Raw genomic sequence first — 15,769 nt, forward strand, 5'->3', positions numbered from 1 at the left:
GTGCGCGCCACTTGCCGGACGGGAGTTGAGAAAATGTCGCCATGCGTGTGCAGTCGTGTGCATTGGTTGATGCCCAGATTCTGCACTTTTGCGTGCACTTCGTGTGCACTTATCGTTAACTATTGCACACGTTGCCTAAATATTAAGCGGTAGCAAGTGGAAAAAAGCCTTATAAATCAACAATATAGCAATTGGCGAATGAGCGTGGCGCCGATGATGGACTGGACGGATCGGCATTGCCGCTACTTTCACCGCCTGCTCACGCGCCACACCCTGCTCTACACCGAAATGGTGACCACCGGCGCCCTGCTGCACGGCGATGTGGCGCGCCACCTGCGTTTTGACGCAGCCGAACACCCGCTGGCGCTGCAACTCGGGGGCAGCGAACCGGCCGATCTGGCCTTGGCAGCCCGCATGGGCGCGGACTGGGGCTACGACGAGATCAACCTCAATTGCGGTTGCCCGAGCGAGCGCGTGCAGCGTGGCGCCTTCGGTGCCTGCCTGATGCGCGAACCGGATCTCGTGGCCGACTGCGTCAAGGCGATGGTCGACAGCGTCAGCATCCCCGTCACCGTGAAGCACCGCATCGGACTGGATCACAACGAGAACTACGGCTTTGTGCGCGATTTCGTCGGCACCGTGGCCAAGGCCGGCTGCACGGTCTTCATCGTCCACGCCCGCAATGCCTGGCTCAAGGGCCTGAGCCCGAAGGAAAACCGCGAAATCCCGCCACTGCGCTACGACATTGCGCTGCGCCTCAAACACGATTTCCCACGGCTGACCATCGTGGCCAATGGCGGATTGCGCGACAGCAGCGCGCTGCAGGCCCAGTTGCAAGGGCTGGACGGCGCCATGGTGGGCCGCGAGGCCTACCACAACCCATGGTGGCTGGCGGGCTGGGATGCCGAGTTCTTCGGTGCCACGCCGTCCACCAGCAGCCGCGAAACCATTGAACAGGCGATGGTTGGCTACATGGAGCGTGAGGCGCACGAGCACGGAACGCACTGGTCATCCATTGCCCGGCACATGCTTGGCCTCTACAACGGTCTGCCGGGTGCACGCCACTGGCGCCAGCAATGGAGCGACCACCGGCTCAAGCACCTGCCTGCGCGCGAAGTCGCGGCCTTGGCCCAGCGATCTTTTCGCCCCCGGGACGCCGATATTCCGGCACTTGCATAAGCGTTTTTGGCGCGTATTTTGCTTTGCAAGTTCCAAAATCAGAATGCGTTGCATCATGGAGCGACACACGATGCGCCCGGCTCACGATCGATTCCGTTGCCCGATCGCACCAGTGTCGCGATAGCGACACAAACCGAGTGGTTCCACCAACCGCACAAGAAACATAATATTGCTATATTGCTGCACTGCAGCATCAACAGGCTTCTTCATGCTCTATACCCTTTACGAAACCCAGCGCACCCTGATGGAGCCGTTCTCCGACATGGCGCAGGTCATGTCCAAGCTCTATCGCAATCCGCAATGGCCCTTCAGCGAAACACAAGTGGCCCACCGGATTGCCGCTGGCTACGACCTGTTGCACCGCTTGGGCAAGGACTACGAAAAGCCCGAATTCGGCATTCGCAAGGTGCCCGTGGACGGCGTTGCCGTGGCGATCGACGAGCGCGTGGAGATCGACAAGCCGTTTTGCGAGCTGCGCCGCTTCAAGCGTTTCACCGATGACCCGCCGACGCTGGAAAAGCTCAAGGCGCAGCCCCCGGTACTGATCGTGGCTCCGCTATCGGGCCACCACGCGACGCTGCTGCGCGAGACCGTGCGCACCATGCTCACGGGTCACAAGGTCTATATCACCGACTGGAAAAACGCCCGCGACGTGCCACTGGAAGACGGCATTTTCGGGCTCGACAGCTACATCAACTATGTGCAGGAATTCATCCGCCACCTGCAAGGCATCTACGGCAACTGCAACGTCATCAGCGTCTGCCAGCCCACGGTGCCCGTCATGGCCGCGGTATCGCTCATGGCCAGCCGCGGTGAGAAAACACCGAACAGCATGGTGATGATGGGCGGCCCGATCGACGCTCGGCGCTCACCCACCGCGGTGAACAACCTGGCCGAAGAGCACAGCTTCCAGTGGTTCGAGAACAACGTCATCTACCGCGTGCCAAGCCGCTTTGCCGGCCACGACCGCCCGGTGTATCCCGGCTTTCTGCAGCACGCCGGCTTCATGGCCATGAACCCCGACCGTCACGCGTCCAGCCACTACGACTACTTCCTGAATCTGGTCAAGGGCGACAACTCCAGCGCCGAGACCCACCGCAAGTTCTACGACGAATACAACGCGGTGCTCGACATGGACGCAGCGTATTACCTTGACACCATCAAGACGGTGTTCCAGGATTTCAGCCTGGTCAACAGCACCTGGGATGTGGTCTCCACCGACGGCAAGACTGAACGCGTGCGCCCGCAGGACATCCGGCACACGGCACTGCTGACCGTGGAGGGAGAACTGGACGACATCTCCGGCTCGGGCCAGACGGAAGCCGCGCACGGCCTGTGCACCAGCATCCCTGAGGACAAGCGTCGACACCTGACCGTGGAAGGAGCAGGCCACTACGGTATCTTCAGCGGCCGCCGCTGGCGTGAGCAGGTCTATCCCATCGTGCGCCAGTTCATTGCGCAGAACCAGCCTGCAGCCACGGCAACTGCCGCAGAAACCACGGCCAAACCCGCCGCCGTGGCAGCCACCGAGGCAACGCCCCCGGCACGCAAACGCAAAGTGGCCTGAACAGGGACAGTACGCAGTGGATAGCGATGCGCTGCTGGCGGCGCGCATCCAGGCCGCCCTGCCGCAGACGCAATGCACGCGCTGCGGCTACCCCGATTGCGCTTCCTATGCCCGCGCCATCGCCCAAGGGCAGGCGTCGATCAACCAATGTCCGCCCGGCGGCGCCGAAGGCGTGGTCCGGCTCGCTGCCATCACCGGGCAGCCGGTGCGCCCGCTCAACCCCGCCCATGGCACCGAGGGCCCGCGCACGGTCGCGGTAATCGACGAAGACTGGTGCATAGGCTGCACGCTGTGTGCCAAGGCCTGCCCGACGGACGCCATCACCGGCATCCACAAGCGCATGCACACCATCATCGAGGAACATTGCACTGGTTGCGAATTGTGCGTGCCCGCCTGCCCGGTGGATTGCATCGCGATGGAGAACGTCAGCGGCGATGCCACCGGCTGGGCCGCTTGGTCGGCGCCGCTGCAGCAGCACGCACGCCAACGCTACGAAAGCCACCAGGCGCGTCTGGCGCTATCAATTCCAGAGGCCGTCACGCCCGCCCTGCCCGATGCGCCGCAGGCTGACCCCAGAAAATCCACCATCGCCGCCGTGCTGGCACGTGCGCGGGAACGCAGCACGCAGCGGCTGTGATTCAGGCCACCAGCGTCTTGTACACCCCGCAGCCAAGGTACAGATCCCCGGCCAATTGCACGTAGGACATCTTGGTCTGCACCTTGCCGCTCACCGGGTTGGTAATATCGTACTCCACCCAACCCGGCCCGCGATCCGCCTGGTTCACGATGTCGCGAACCAGCGCATCGCCGGCGATGCCGGGAATATCCTGTACGCGCGTGCCCACCTTCGCCGGGTTGCCGCCAAAGGCGAGATACGTCCCGGCAGCATCCAGGGCAAACACATACATGTCCCTGTCGTGAAAGGGCTTCGCCGGGTCCGTCACGCTGCGCAGAAAGGACTCCCTCCCGGCACCCGTGGCATGCAATTGCATGGCACGCTGGACCAGCGCCACGGCTTCGTCGGCCGTGCCCTGCTGCAGGCGAAAGTTCTGCACCGCCTGCGACAGCGTTGCGGCGCGCGTCTGCAACCGGGTGGCCTCACCCACCGCATCCCCCACCATCTCGCTGTTGCTTTCGGTGATGGTCTCCAGCTGGTGCACCGCCTCGGCGATCTCCTGCAAGCCCAGGCGCTGCTCGCCCACGGAATGCGTGATGCCGCCGAGCTTGTCCGCCACCGTGCGGATACCGGAGGCCATGACCTCGATGCCTTCCCCCGCGGCGCGGATCTGCGCCGCACTGGTTTCCACCTGCCCGACGGAGGTCCCGATCAAGACGCGGATCTCGCGCGCCGCCTCGGCCGAGCGACCCGCCAGCGATCGCACCTCACCCGCCACAACGGCAAAACCGCGGCCCTGCTCGCCGGCACGGGCTGCCTCCACGGCAGCGTTCAAGGCGAGGATATTGGTCTGAAAGGCGATGCCATCGATCACGCCGATGATCTCGTTCATGCGTTTGGCATCGCTCTGGATCGCCTGCACCGATTGCACCGCGCTGCCCATGGCCAGCACGCCGGCATCGGCCGCCCGCTTGACTTGCGCCGCGCGCTGATCCGCATCCCGGGCCGCTTCGTCGTCACTCTCCAGCGCCCTGCCCAACTGCTCCACGCTGGCGGTCGTGCGCGCCAGGCTCTGCCCCTGCTGCTCGGTGCGCTCGGCAAGCTGCCGGCTATCGTGCAGCAACTGCTCCCCGGCATGCGCGACCAATGCGGCATTGCTGCGGATGTCCGCAACCATGGAGGAAAGGGTATGCACCATGTGGTTCAGCCGCTCGCCCAGATGCGCCAACTGCCCCTTGCCACGCACCACGGCACGCACCGAGAGATCTCCCTGGGCAACGCTCTGCATCACGCTGGCCAGTTGCACCACGTTCACCGCGAGACTTTGCCAAAGGCAAGCCATCACATAGCACTGCACCAGTAAACCTGCCACGCACAGCAACCACGTCGAAGTCGTGTCGCGCACCGGCACACCGACGGCCAGCACCAATGCCGCTGCTGCCACGCCAGCCGCCAGCGCGCACTTGCCACCCAGCGAAAGCCGATGCATCAGCGATACCCCCGGCCGCAATAGCCACATCTCTGCCATTGAGCTGTCTCCTTTGTTTTCCCGACCTTCAACGATAGCGCGGCCGTCGCCGTCGAAAAGCCGCAAAAGCCGCAAAAGCCGTGTCATATTCGATAATGCCACCACAAATCAAGCAGAAGAGGTAACAGATGGGCACGATGGAACGCATATTGCGACTCATGGGCGAGAAAAAGGCCTCGGATGTCTATCTGTCGGCGAATGCACCAGCGCTGATCCGCATCAATGGCGAATGCATCCCGGTCAACGAGCAACTGCTGTCGCCGGATGCCCCCCGCAGCCTTCTGGCCGAGGTGGTGGCGCCCGACCGCATCGAAGAACTGGAAGAGACCGGCGAACTGAACATGGGCGTGCCCATCACCGGGGTCGGGCGCTTTCGTGTCAGCGCCATGCGCCAGCGCGGCAGCTTCGCCGTGGTGATTCGCTTCATCCCGCAGGACATTCCGGTGCTGGGCACGCTGAACCTGCCGCCGGTGCTGGCCGAGCTCATCATGGAAAAGCGCGGGCTGATCCTCGTCGTCGGTGCGACCGGCTCGGGCAAGAGCACCTCGCTCGCGGCCATGATCGACCACCGCAACGGCGAATCACCCGGCCATATCCTGACGGTGGAAGAGCCGATCGAGTACCAGTTCAAGAACCGCAAGTCCATCGTCAACCAGCGCGAAGTCGGCAGTGACACCCGCACGCTGCAGACCGCGCTCAAGAACGCGCTGCGTCAAGCGCCCGACGTTATTCTGATCGGCGAAATCCGCGACCGGGAAACCATGTCCGCCGCAATCGCCTACGCCCAGTCCGGCCATCTGTGCCTGGCGACGCTGCACGGCAACAACAGCTACCAGGCGCTCAACCGGATTCTCTCGTTCTACCCGGTGGAAGTGCGTCCCACCATGCTGGGCGATCTGGCCTCGGCGCTCAAATCCATCATCTCGCAGCGCCTGGTGCGCACGCCCGAAGGCGGCCGCCTGCCCGCGGTGGAAGTCATGCTCAACACCAAGCTGGTGAGCGATCTGATTGAAAAAGGCGATTTTTCCGGCGTGCGCGAGGCGATGGAAAAATCCATGGCGGAGGGCTCGCAGACCTTCGAGGAGGCGCTCGCCAAGCTGATCATGGATGGCAAGATCGCGCGCAAGGAAGGTCTTGCGAACTCCGACTCTCCAACCAATCTGCTCTGGCGTCTGCAAAACGACTTCAGTCTGGCCGCCAAGGCCGCACAGGCACAAAAGCAGGCACAGGATGCGCCCGAAGATACGGGCCCGTCCTTCACCGACATCGTCCTCGACGTCAAGCCCGAATAACCACCTGCACCCTCCGGGGCGCAGCAGCTGCGCGCCCCGGCCTCGGTCCGGCACCGATCGGACCGCACTCCCATGCTTCAACTGAAAAACGTCACCCTGCGCCGTGGCACCAAAGTGCTGCTGGATGGCGCCAGCGCCACCATCCAACCCGGCGAACGCGTCGGCCTTGTCGGCCGCAACGGTGCCGGCAAGTCGTCCGTCTTCGCGCTCCTGCAAGGCACGCTGCACGAGGATCGCGGCGAGCTCGAACTGCCGTCGCAGTGGCGCCTTGCCAGTGTGGCGCAAGAGATGCCGGAGACGGCTGAACCTGCAACCGACTTCGTCCTTGCCGGCGACACCCGGCTGACGCAATGCCAGCAACAGCTGGCGCGCGCCGAGCACTCTGGCGACGGCATGGCCATCGCCCAGGCGCACGCAGACCTGCACGATGCCGGAGCGCACGATGCGAGCGCGCGGGCCCAGACATTGATTCTTGGGCTGGGCTTTCAGCCTGGGCAGCTTCAGCAGCCCGTCAACAGCTTTTCCGGCGGCTGGCGCATGCGACTGCAGCTGGCGCGTGCCCTGATGTGTCCCAGCGACCTGCTGCTGCTCGATGAGCCCACCAACCATCTCGACCTGGATGCGCTGGTCTGGCTCGAAAGCTGGCTGGCGCGCTATGGCGGGACCATGCTCGTCATCAGCCACGACCGCGAGTTCCTCGACGCCGTGACCCAGGTCACGCTGCACATAGAAAACGCCCGCATCACGCGCTACAGCGGCAACTACAGCGCGTTTGAAGACCAGCGTGCGGAACAACTCCTGCTGCAACAGGCAGCGTACGAGCGCCAACAGGAAAAAATCGCGCATCTGCAGCACTTCATCGACCGCTTCAAGGCCAAGGCCACCAAGGCGCGGCAGGCACAAAGCCGCGTCAAGCAGATCGAGCGCATGGAGAAGATCGCGCCGGTGCTGGCCGAAGCCGATTTCAGCTTCGCCTTCCGCGAACCGGCCAATCTGCCCAACCCCATGCTGGCACTGCGCGACGCCATTTTTGGTTACCGCAGCGAAGACGGCAGCGCGATCCCGATCGTGCGCGGCGTGACGCAAACCGTGCTCGCCGGCCAGCGCATCGGTATCCTGGGCGCCAACGGCCAGGGCAAATCAACCCTGGTCAAGACCATCGCCCGCAGCCTGGAGCCGCTCGCCGGCAAGGTCACCGAAGGCAAGGGCCTCACCATAGGCTACTTTGCCCAACAGGAGCTTGACGTGCTGCGCCCGCAAGACACGCCGCTGGAACACCTGACACGGCTCGAAAAGGAAACCGCCACAGGCCCGCAAGCGCGCGAACAGGAACTGCGCAACTACCTGGGCAGCTTCAACTTCACCGGAGACATGGTCAGCCAGGCGGTAGGCAGCATGAGCGGCGGCGAGAAGGCCAGGCTAGTGCTGGCGCTCATCGTCTGGCAGCGGCCCAACCTGCTGCTGCTGGACGAACCCACCAACCACCTTGACCTGGCCACGCGCGAAGCACTGGCCATGGCACTCAACGATTTTGACGGCACCGTCATGCTGGTCAGCCACGACCGCCACCTGCTGCGCGCCGTGTGCGACGATTTCTGGCTCATTGCCCGGGGGGAACTGCACCCGTTTGACGGCGATCTGGACGCCTACCAGCGCTACCTAATCGATGAATCACGGCGCCTGCGTGAAGAAGCACGCATCGATGACAACCACTGTGACTCCAGCGCGCCTGGCAGCGATCCGCGCGAGGTGCGGCGCCGGGCCGCCCAGGAGCGCCAGCAACTGGCCGAGAAAGCCAAGCCGCTCAAAAAGGAGCTGGCGCAAATCGAAAAGCGCATGCCCGCGCTGGAGAGTGAGAAAACGGCGCTCGAAACCGAACTGTCCACCGTGCTTGCCTCCGAACGCATCGCCGAAGTCGGCCGTCGCCTCAAGGCCATCGGCGATCAGCTGGCGCTTGATGAAGAGCGCTGGCTGGAGCTCTCGGAAGCCATCGAACAACTGTGACGGCAAAGGAAAGAAAGAGAATTCTTGTTTTTTGACAGATACTTGCGATGACAGCTTCAGGAAACGGCGTCAGTTGGTAGAAACCCGAATATTTTGTTGAAACCTTGTCAACGGCTCCAGCCCCACCGGCGTTGTGGTGTCATCTAAGGAGTTCTGACGATGTCCCGCACCACTTTCCGCTCTACCCAACAGCCTGCGCTCTGGCCCGAAGACGAGCGCGATCGCAAGCGCGCGCCGCAGCGTTTCTGCCTGTAATGGTCAGCGCCTGTACTGGCGCAAATTGCAGCGACACGCGCAGAGCGACAAAAGCCCCGCAATGCGGGGCTTTTTGCTGGGCAGCGCCAGGCTCAGTTCATGTGCAGACCGCCATTGACGGAAAGCTCTGCACCGGTTGAGTAGCCACCCTCTTCCGACGCCAGCCAGGAGATGATGGAGGCAATCTCGCTGGGTTCGCCCAAGCGCTTGACGGGCACCGTGGCGACAATCTTTTCCAGCACGTCCGGGCGGATCGCCTTGACCATGTCGGTGCCAATGTAGCCTGGCGCAACGGTATTCACCGTCACACCCTTGGTCGCCATCTCCTGCGCCAACGCCATGGTGAAGCCGTGCATGCCCGCCTTGGCGGCGGAATAGTTGGTCTGCCCGGCCTGGCCTTTCTCGCCATTCACGCTGCTGATATTGATGATGCGGCCCCAGCCCCGCTCCACCATGTCGGCCACCACCTGCTTGGTGACATAAAACATGCTGTTCAGGTTGGTGTCGATCACCTGACGCCAGTCTTCCGGAGTCATCTTCATGAACATCCGGTCGCGCGTGATGCCGGCGTTGTTCACCAGAATGTCAATGGGGCCATGCTCGGCCTTGGCCTTGGCGAAAGCTTCCACCGTCGAATCCCAGTCGCTGACATTGCCGACCGAGGCATGGATGGTGTAGCCCAGCGCCTTCTGTTCGGCCTGCCACTTCTGGTAGTCCCGTGTCGGGCCGCAGCCGGCGATGACGGTGTAGCCGTCCTTGTGAAAACGCTGGCAGATGGCGGTACCGATACCGCCCATGCCGCCGGTGACGTATGCAACTCTTTTTCCCATGGTCAAACTCCTTGTTCCTCAACCAAAACCCGGTTGAACACTCTAACCGAGTTCCATGCTCGCCCGTGCCATGGAAAACACCAAGCACGGGCGAAAATCATCGCCGCTCAGGCGCGCTCGACGGCCATGGAAACACCCATGCCACCGCCGATGCACAGCGCAGCCAGGCCTTTTTTCGAGCCACGGCGCTGCATTTCGTGCAGCAGTGTCACCAGAATGCGGCAACCCGACGCCCCGATGGGGTGGCCAATCGCAATCGCCCCGCCGTTGACATTGACCTTGCCCGGATCGACCGAAAGCTCCTTGTTCACGGCGCAGGCCTGCGCGGCAAAGGCTTCGTTGAGTTCGAACAAATCCACGTCGGCGACCTTCCAGCCGGTGCGCGAAAGCACCTTGCGCGAGGCCGGAACCGGCCCCATGCCCATGGTGGCCGGGTCGAGCCCGGTGATGCCATAGGCCGCGATGCGCGCCAACGGCGTGAGGCCGAGCGCCGCCGCCTTCTTCGCCGTCATCACCACCACCGCGGCCGCACCATCGTTGATGCCGGAGGCATTGCCAGCCGTCACCGTGCCCGCCTTGTCGAACGCCGGGCGCAGGTGCGCCAGCACATCCCCATTGGTCTTGCGGTTGATGAACTCATCGGCGCTGAAGACGATGGGATCACCCTTCTTCTGCGCCATGCTGACGGGCACGATTTCATCGATGAAGCGCCCGGCGTCCTGCGCCGCCGCAGCCTTTTGCTGGCTGGCCAGCGCCAGCGCGTCCTGCATTTCACGCGTGATGCCATGCGCCTTGGCGACGTTCTCCGCCGTGATGCCCATGTGGTACTGGTTGTATACGTCCCACAGGCCGTCGACGATCATGGTGTCCGTCATCTTCCAGTCGCCCATGCGCTGGCCGTTGCGCGAGCCATTGAGCACGTGGGGGGACAGGCTCATGCTTTCCTGCCCGCCGGCAACGACAATCTCGCTGTCGCCCGTGGCCACTGCCTGGGCCGCGAGGATCACCGCCTTCAGCCCTGAACCGCAGACGGCATTGATGGTGAGCGCCGGCGTTTCCTTGGCCACGCCCGCCTTCATCATGGCCTGGCGTGCCGGATTCTGGCCGCAGCCGGCTGCCAGCACCTGGCCCATGATGACTTCGCCGACCTGGTCCAGTCCCACCTTGGCACGCGCCAGCGCCTCCTTGATGACGATGGAGCCCAGCTCCGTTGCCGGCGTGTGCGCGAGCGCGCCGCCAAATTTGCCCACGGGCGTGCGGACGGCAGAAACTATGACGATGTCTTCCATGATCAACCTTTCACTTCAAAAAATCGGTGCTCGCCTGAAGTACCCGCAGGCGCCTTGACGGCTACAGCTTACGCCTTTTGCCGCACGTAGCTGCCTGGCGCTGCCTCCAGCGCCTTGAACCCGGGCGCGCGGCCATAGGTCTTGGGCGCGGCGATCTGCTTGCCCGCGTGGCCCTTGAGCCAGGCGGCCCAGTCGTCCCACCAGCTGCCCGGGTGCTCGGTGGCGCCGGCAATCCAGTCGTCGACCGCCGCCGGGAACTTGCCGTCTTCGCGCGTCCAGTGACTGCGCTTCTTCTTGGCGGGTGGATTGATCACGCCGGCAATATGCCCGGAAGCGCCCATCACGAAACGCTTCTTGCCTGGCAGCACCTGGGTGGAGGCGTAGGCGCCGCCGATCGGCACGATGTGGTCTTCACGCGAGCCGTAGACATAGACCGGCAGCTTGACCTGGCGCAGATCAAGCTTCTCGCCGCAAACGGTGACGCCACCGGGCTGAACCAGCTTGTTCTCCAGGTAAAAATTGCGCAGGTACCAGGCGTAATAGGGGCCCGGCAGGTTGGTGCTGTCGCAGTTCCAGTAGAGCAGATCGAACGCCGGCGGCGTTTCGCCCTTGAGGTAGTTGCCCACCACGTAGTTCCACACCAGATCGTTGGGCCGCAGGAAGCTGAAGGTGGAGGCCAGATCCTGGCCCGCCATCAGGCCGCCTTGCCCCATCTGCATCTCGCGCAGGCGCACGAAGTTTTCGTCGATGAACACATCGAGGATGCCGGTCTCGGTGAAGTCGATCAGCGTGGTAAGGAAGGTGGCACTGGCCACCGAATCATCACCGCGCGCCGCCAGCACCGCCAGGCCATTGGAGAGCATGGTGCCGCCGACGCAAAAGCCCAAGGTATTGATCTGCTTGGCGCCGGTGATTTCCTTGACGGTCGCGATGGCCTTGATGATCGCGTCCTCGATGTAGTCGTCCCAGGTCTTGCCGGCGAGCGACATGTCGGGGTTGCGCCAGCTCACGACGAAGGTACGGTGACCCAGCGCGACAGCGTTGCGGATGAAGGAGTTGTCCGGCTGCAGGTCCAGGATGTAGTACTTGTTGATGCATGGCGGCACCATCAGGAACGGCTTCTCGTAAACCTTGGCGGTCAGCGGCTTGTATTCGATGAGCTGGAACAACTCGTTCTGGAACACCACCGCGCCTTCCGTGGTGGCGACGTTCTTGCCGACTTCAAACCGGCTTTCGTCGGTCATGGAGATGTGGCCCTGCTGGATGTCCTTGAGCAGATTGGCCATGCCCGCAGCCAGGCTCTCGCCGTTGGTTTCCAGCGCCTTCTTCTGCGCCTCGACATTGAACGCGAGGAAATTGCTCGGCGCGCTTGCCGCCAGGAATTGCTCCACGCTGAAGCGAATGCGCGCACGGGTTTTTTCATCCGCCTGCACCGCATCGGCCATGGCGTTCAAGGTGCGCGCCTGCAATTCGTAAGCGGCCACGCTGAACGCGGACAGCGGGTTCTTGCCCCATTCTTCCGCCGCAAACCGCCGATCGCTGCGCCCACCTGCATCGGCCGAGCTGCCCGCGCCCCAGCTCTGGTTCCACAGCGCATGCACGCCATCCAGGTATTGCTTTTGCAGCTGCGCCAGCCGCTCGGGCGAAAAACCGACCGCCTGCAGCGGCTGCATGCTGGTGGCGACCGCACCCACATCCACCGGTTTGAAGGCCTGCAGCAGCTGGCCCCAGGCGTCGGTCCACATCTGCTGCATCTTTTGCGCCGTGTCCTGCGCCTGCTTGGGATCGAAATTCATGCAAGCCTCGCTTTCACTTCACGATTGGTTGGAGGGTCCCGCTATTGTCGCCCATGCGTCAAGCCATGCACCAGCACAAGGGATGCCCCGTGGTGTGGCACGCTATCGGGTATGTACCTGATTCTCATCGCCTGGATTTATGTCACCTTGATGATGGCGGTGGCCGAGGCCGCGGCGCCCGGCGGTACGCTGGCGGGGGGCGCCATCACTCTGGTGTTCTACGGGCTGCTGCCGGCCGCGCTGATCGGCTACATCCTTGGCACTCCAGCGCGCAAGCGCGCACGCCGCGCCAGGGATGAAGCGGCATCCCGGGAAGATGCACTGACGGCGGGTTCAGCCAACGAGCCAGATGCTGGCGGCCATGCGGCCGCTGGCGCCGAGACTAGAGGCATCGCGCCGGTGGGAGAAGAAGCGGGCCGGATTGGAGACCGTGCACCACCGCTCTGAACCATCGTTGCCGTAGATCCGCGACACGCCTGCCGCCGCCAGCCGCCTGCGCGCCAGCGCAGTCAGATCGGCCAGGTACTTTCCCTCATTCCCCGATGCCGCAAAGCAAGTGGCGGCGCCGGGGTCTGCCCGGGTGAAGGCCGCAAACACCTCGCTGCCCACCTCGAAAGCCGCCTTGCCTATGCACGGACCCAACCAGGCAATGACTTCTGTTTTGATAGCTTTTTGCGCTTGACTTTCAAGCCCAAAAGGCGAAAAACATTGCAAAGTTGCTTCCAGCACCCCCGCTGCCAGCCCGCGCCATCCGGCATGCGCCGCAGCCACGCGCGTGCCCGCCTTGTCGGTCAAGAGCACCGGCAGGCAATCGGCCACCAGCACCGTGCACGCCAAGCCAGCCGTGCGGCTGGTACAGCCATCGGCTTCGGCGTCATCGGGTGTGTCGTGATCGATAGCTAGCACCTGCGTGCCATGCACCTGACGCAAAAACACCGGCCGCACATCGCCCTCTGCAGCCTGCAAGGCATGAGCGAACCGGGCGCGATTGGCGCGCACGGCGCCAGGCTCGTCCCCGACGTGGTCGCCCAGGTTGCAGCTGTCCCACGGGGCCACGCTGACCCCGCCGCTGCGCGTGCTGCACAGCGCTCGCACGCGCGCGGGGGCGGGCCAATCGGGGATGATCCAGTCGTGTGACACCGCGCAAGGATACCCGTCGTGGCACACTGCGCGTCTTGAACCCGCAGCACAAAACACACGCATGTCCTACGTTCTCCCCCCTGCAGATCCAGTCAGCATCTCCATCTGCGGTTCGGACCAGCGCTTCGCGGTGCACCGCATTTACTGCGTGGGGCGCAATTACGCCGAGCACGCCAGGGAAATGGGCGGCACCGGGCGCGAGGCACCGTTTTTCTTCATGAAACCGGCCGACGCCGTGGTGCCCGCAGCAGCCGGGCAAACCGCAGCCGTGCCCTACCCCAGCCTCACGAGCAACTACCACCACGAACTTGAGCTGGTGGTGGCGATAGGACAAGGCGGTGTCGATATCGCCGTGGAGAGCGCGCTCAGGCATGTCTGGGGTTATGCCGTCGGCCTGGACATGACGCGGCGCGACCTGCAGACCGAAGCCAAGCAGAAGGGCCGCCCCTGGAGCATTGCCAAGGGCTTTGACGCCAGCGCACCGATGGGCCCGATCACGCCTGCCGCGCACGCTGCGGGCATCGCCCAAGCGGGCATCGTGCTGACCGTCAACGGCAGCGAGAGGCAAAAGAGCACCATCGCCGACATGATCTGGAGCGTGCCCGAAATCATCGCGCACCTCTCGCGCGCATGGCGGCTGGAGCCGGGCGACCTGATTTTCACCGGCACGCCTGCCGGGGTGGGCGCCGTGGTGCGCGGCGATCGGATGGTCGGCCATATCGATGGGCTTGAGTCACTGCAGGTCAAAGTCGTCTGAGAGCGTGAAAGCCCCTTCATGTTTCCACGCCGCCCCATCAAGCATTGCCGCGAATGCGGCGCCCCCGTCGTCTATCGCATTCCCGATGATGGCGACACGCATACGCGCGCCGTCTGCACGCGGTGCAACACCATCCACTATGAAAACCCCTTGATGGTGGTCGGCACCATCCCTGTGCTGGGCGATCGGGTGCTGCTGTGCAAACGCGCCATCGAACCGCGCCGCGGACTCTGGACCTTGCCCGCCGGGTTCATGGAATTGCAGGAGACCACCGCGCAAGGCGCCGCGCGTGAAACCGACGAGGAAGCGGGCGCCGACATCGCCATGGGGCCGCTGTTCACGCTGCTCAACGTCACCCACGTGGGCCAGGTGCATCTGTTTTACCGCGCCACGCTGCACAGCGAACACTTCAACCCCGGGGCCGAGACGCTGGAAGCCCGTCTTTTCACGGAAGCCGAGATTCCCTGGGAGCAGATGGCGTTTCGCACCGTCAGCAAGACGCTGGAATGCTATTTCGCCGATCGCCGCGCAGGCAGCTTCGGCTTTCACTGCATCGATATTTCCTGATTGCGCATGGCACGCGCGCCGGCTGCCGCGTCTTGGGCGGCCGCCGACCAGCGTGTCAGCCTGCCCGCCCGGTTGCCCTCTCCGTGATGACACCCCAAGCTGAAACCCAGACCAAACCTTTGGTGCTGTGCGCCGACGACTACGCGCAAAGTGCCGGCATCAGCCAGGCCATTCAAGCGCTGGCGCAGGCCGGGCGGCTGAGTGCGACCAGCGCCATGGTGCTCTCGCCACGCTGGCCCGAGGATGCGGCCGCGCTGCAGGCGCTGCGGGGGCGCCTGGACGTCGGGCTGCACCTGGACTGGACCAGCCCGTTCGCAGTGGCGGCAGGTCACGGCATGGGGCTGGGCGCGGCCATGCTGCGAGCGCTGGCCGGCGGCTTTGACCGCAGCCGGGCGCGCGACGCCATCGAGCGCCAGCTGGATCGGTTCGAGGCCCACTGGCATGCCGCCCCGGACCATGTCGACGGACACCAGCACGTGCAGCAGTTTGCCGGCATACGCGAGCCGCTGGTGGAGCTGCTGGCCAGGCGTTACGGCGCTCGCGGCCCTTGGCTGCGACTGTCGCGCACCCCGACGGGCACCACCGACCTGAAAAGCCGCGTCATCGCCGCGATGGGCGCCAATCGGCTTGAAAAGATAGCTGCCACCGCAGGCGTGGCAAGCGCTGCAGCCTTGTCCGGCATCTATGATTTCGATGGCGATCAGGCCCGCTATGCCGAACACATGGCCCACTGGCTGGAGCACTCGCCCGCTGCCTGCGTGCTGATGTGCCATCCCGGCAAGCCCGCGCCGGATGCCAGTGCCCCGCCCGATGCCATCGCCGCCGCGCGCGCCTGGGAGTGGGAGCACCTGCGCAGCAGCCGTTTTGCCGATCAGCTTGCCGCCAGCCGCGTCACGCTGGTGCGTGGCGGCCGCCTTTTTTGCCGCCTTTCCTGACTATTGCCCTGCAC

The 15,769-nt window shown here is 64.1% G+C and carries 14 protein-coding genes; 9 read left to right on the plus strand and 5 right to left on the minus strand.

Translation table 11 applies throughout. The annotated features are described in order from the left end of the window. Window positions 1–171 precede the first annotated feature (171 nt). The 3 genes from dusA (at window position 172) to ABS45_RS01965 (ending at window position 3,383) form a co-directional block, all read left to right on the plus strand. The gene (dusA, locus tag ABS45_RS01955; protein ID WP_291552614.1) at window positions 172–1,179 is read left to right on the plus strand and encodes a tRNA dihydrouridine(20/20a) synthase DusA; all 1,008 of its coding nucleotides are present in this window, start codon (window positions 172–174) and stop codon (window positions 1,177–1,179) included. Window positions 1,180–1,387: 208 nt separating this feature from the next. After that, window positions 1,388–2,746: a polyhydroxyalkanoate depolymerase gene (gene phaZ, locus ABS45_RS01960; protein ID WP_291552402.1), complete on the plus strand. Its 1,359-nt coding sequence runs from the start codon at window positions 1,388–1,390 to the stop codon at window positions 2,744–2,746. A gap of 16 nt (window positions 2,747–2,762) precedes the next feature. After that, window positions 2,763–3,383, plus strand: coding sequence for an RnfABCDGE type electron transport complex subunit B (locus ABS45_RS01965; RefSeq protein ID WP_291552404.1), 621 nt, complete (start codon window positions 2,763–2,765; stop codon window positions 3,381–3,383). 1 nt (window position 3,384) lies between these two features. Here the strand turns inward: ABS45_RS01965 and ABS45_RS01970 are convergent, their stop codons facing one another. Next, complete coding sequence (locus ABS45_RS01970) at window positions 3,385–4,890, minus strand: methyl-accepting chemotaxis protein (RefSeq protein WP_291552405.1); 1,506 nt, start codon at window positions 4,888–4,890, stop codon at window positions 3,385–3,387. A 128-nt stretch (window positions 4,891–5,018) separates the two neighbouring features. Between ABS45_RS01970 and ABS45_RS01975 the strand changes: the two genes are divergently transcribed. Together ABS45_RS01975 and ABS45_RS01980 are read left to right on the plus strand one after the other, a co-directional pair. Continuing rightward, the gene (locus ABS45_RS01975; protein WP_291552407.1) at window positions 5,019–6,182 is read left to right on the plus strand and encodes a PilT/PilU family type 4a pilus ATPase; all 1,164 of its coding nucleotides are present in this window, start codon (window positions 5,019–5,021) and stop codon (window positions 6,180–6,182) included. A gap of 72 nt (window positions 6,183–6,254) precedes the next feature. Continuing rightward, a complete protein-coding gene (locus tag ABS45_RS01980) occupies window positions 6,255–8,186 on the plus strand; it encodes an ATP-binding cassette domain-containing protein (protein ID WP_291552409.1) in 1,932 nt (643 codons plus the stop codon). A 347-nt stretch (window positions 8,187–8,533) separates the two neighbouring features. Here the strand turns inward: ABS45_RS01980 and phbB are convergent, their stop codons facing one another. From phbB to phaC, 3 genes are all read right to left on the minus strand, one after another. Further along, complete coding sequence (gene phbB, locus ABS45_RS01985) at window positions 8,534–9,271, minus strand: acetoacetyl-CoA reductase (RefSeq protein WP_291552410.1); 738 nt, start codon at window positions 9,269–9,271, stop codon at window positions 8,534–8,536. Between the two features lie 107 nt (window positions 9,272–9,378). Continuing rightward, window positions 9,379–10,560 (minus strand): acetyl-CoA C-acetyltransferase, encoded by a 1,182-nt coding sequence (locus ABS45_RS01990; protein WP_291552412.1) that lies wholly within the window; start codon window positions 10,558–10,560, stop codon window positions 9,379–9,381. A gap of 68 nt (window positions 10,561–10,628) precedes the next feature. Continuing rightward, window positions 10,629–12,356 carry a class I poly(R)-hydroxyalkanoic acid synthase gene (gene phaC, locus ABS45_RS01995; RefSeq protein ID WP_291552413.1) on the minus strand — a complete coding sequence of 576 codons (1,728 nt, stop codon included), beginning with the start codon at window positions 12,354–12,356 and terminating at the stop codon, window positions 10,629–10,631. Between the two features lie 111 nt (window positions 12,357–12,467). On the opposite strand from phaC, the gene ABS45_RS02000 reads away from it, so the two are divergent. After that, the gene (locus ABS45_RS02000) at window positions 12,468–12,803 is read left to right on the plus strand and encodes a hypothetical protein (protein WP_291552415.1); all 336 of its coding nucleotides are present in this window, start codon (window positions 12,468–12,470) and stop codon (window positions 12,801–12,803) included. Here the strand turns inward: ABS45_RS02000 and pgeF are convergent. After that, a complete protein-coding gene (pgeF, locus tag ABS45_RS02005) occupies window positions 12,690–13,496 on the minus strand; it encodes a peptidoglycan editing factor PgeF (RefSeq protein WP_291552417.1) in 807 nt (268 codons plus the stop codon). The two genes, ABS45_RS02000 and pgeF, sit on opposite strands and share 114 nt — an antisense overlap. 61 nt (window positions 13,497–13,557) lie before the next feature. Here pgeF and ABS45_RS02010 point away from each other — a divergent pair, with 61 nt between their 5' ends. The 3 genes from ABS45_RS02010 to ABS45_RS02020 all read left to right on the plus strand — a co-directional run bounded on the left by ABS45_RS02010 (window position 13,558) and on the right by ABS45_RS02020 (window position 15,755). Continuing rightward, on the plus strand, window positions 13,558–14,253 hold the full coding sequence (locus ABS45_RS02010; RefSeq protein WP_291552419.1) for a fumarylacetoacetate hydrolase family protein: 696 nt from the start codon (window positions 13,558–13,560) through the stop codon (window positions 14,251–14,253). An 18-nt stretch (window positions 14,254–14,271) separates the two neighbouring features. Then, window positions 14,272–14,820, plus strand: a complete 549-nt coding sequence (locus ABS45_RS02015; protein WP_291552421.1) for an NUDIX hydrolase — start codon at window positions 14,272–14,274, stop codon at window positions 14,818–14,820. An 86-nt stretch (window positions 14,821–14,906) separates the two neighbouring features. Beyond that, window positions 14,907–15,755 carry a ChbG/HpnK family deacetylase gene (locus tag ABS45_RS02020; RefSeq protein WP_291552423.1) on the plus strand — a complete coding sequence of 283 codons (849 nt, stop codon included), beginning with the start codon at window positions 14,907–14,909 and terminating at the stop codon, window positions 15,753–15,755. The last annotated feature ends 14 nt before the right edge of the window (window positions 15,756–15,769 follow it).

The organism is Comamonas sp. SCN 65-56 (genome assembly GCF_001724135.1).
Classification (GTDB): Bacteria; Pseudomonadota; Gammaproteobacteria; order Burkholderiales; family Burkholderiaceae_C; genus Comamonas_C.

What these genes read in the sequence shown, in the direction of transcription:
- phaZ (WP_291552402.1), top strand. Translation starts at nt 1,388, where the DNA reads ATGCTCTATACCCTTTACGAAACCCAGCGCACCCTGATGGAGCCGTTC.
- ABS45_RS01970 (WP_291552405.1), bottom strand. Translation starts at nt 4,890, where the DNA reads ATGGCAGAGATGTGGCTATTGCGGCCGGGGGTATCGCTGATGCATCGG.
- ABS45_RS01975 (WP_291552407.1), top strand. Translation starts at nt 5,019, where the DNA reads ATGGGCACGATGGAACGCATATTGCGACTCATGGGCGAGAAAAAGGCC.
- ABS45_RS01980 (WP_291552409.1), top strand. Translation starts at nt 6,255, where the DNA reads ATGCTTCAACTGAAAAACGTCACCCTGCGCCGTGGCACCAAAGTGCTG.
- phbB (WP_291552410.1), bottom strand. Translation starts at nt 9,271, where the DNA reads ATGGGAAAAAGAGTTGCATACGTCACCGGCGGCATGGGCGGTATCGGT.
- ABS45_RS01990 (WP_291552412.1), bottom strand. Translation starts at nt 10,560, where the DNA reads ATGGAAGACATCGTCATAGTTTCTGCCGTCCGCACGCCCGTGGGCAAA.
- phaC (WP_291552413.1), bottom strand. Translation starts at nt 12,356, where the DNA reads ATGAATTTCGATCCCAAGCAGGCGCAGGACACGGCGCAAAAGATGCAG.
- ABS45_RS02000 (WP_291552415.1), top strand. Translation starts at nt 12,468, where the DNA reads ATGTACCTGATTCTCATCGCCTGGATTTATGTCACCTTGATGATGGCG.
- ABS45_RS02010 (WP_291552419.1), top strand. Translation starts at nt 13,558, where the DNA reads ATGTCCTACGTTCTCCCCCCTGCAGATCCAGTCAGCATCTCCATCTGC.
- ABS45_RS02015 (WP_291552421.1), top strand. Translation starts at nt 14,272, where the DNA reads ATGTTTCCACGCCGCCCCATCAAGCATTGCCGCGAATGCGGCGCCCCC.
- ABS45_RS02020 (WP_291552423.1), top strand. Translation starts at nt 14,907, where the DNA reads ATGACACCCCAAGCTGAAACCCAGACCAAACCTTTGGTGCTGTGCGCC.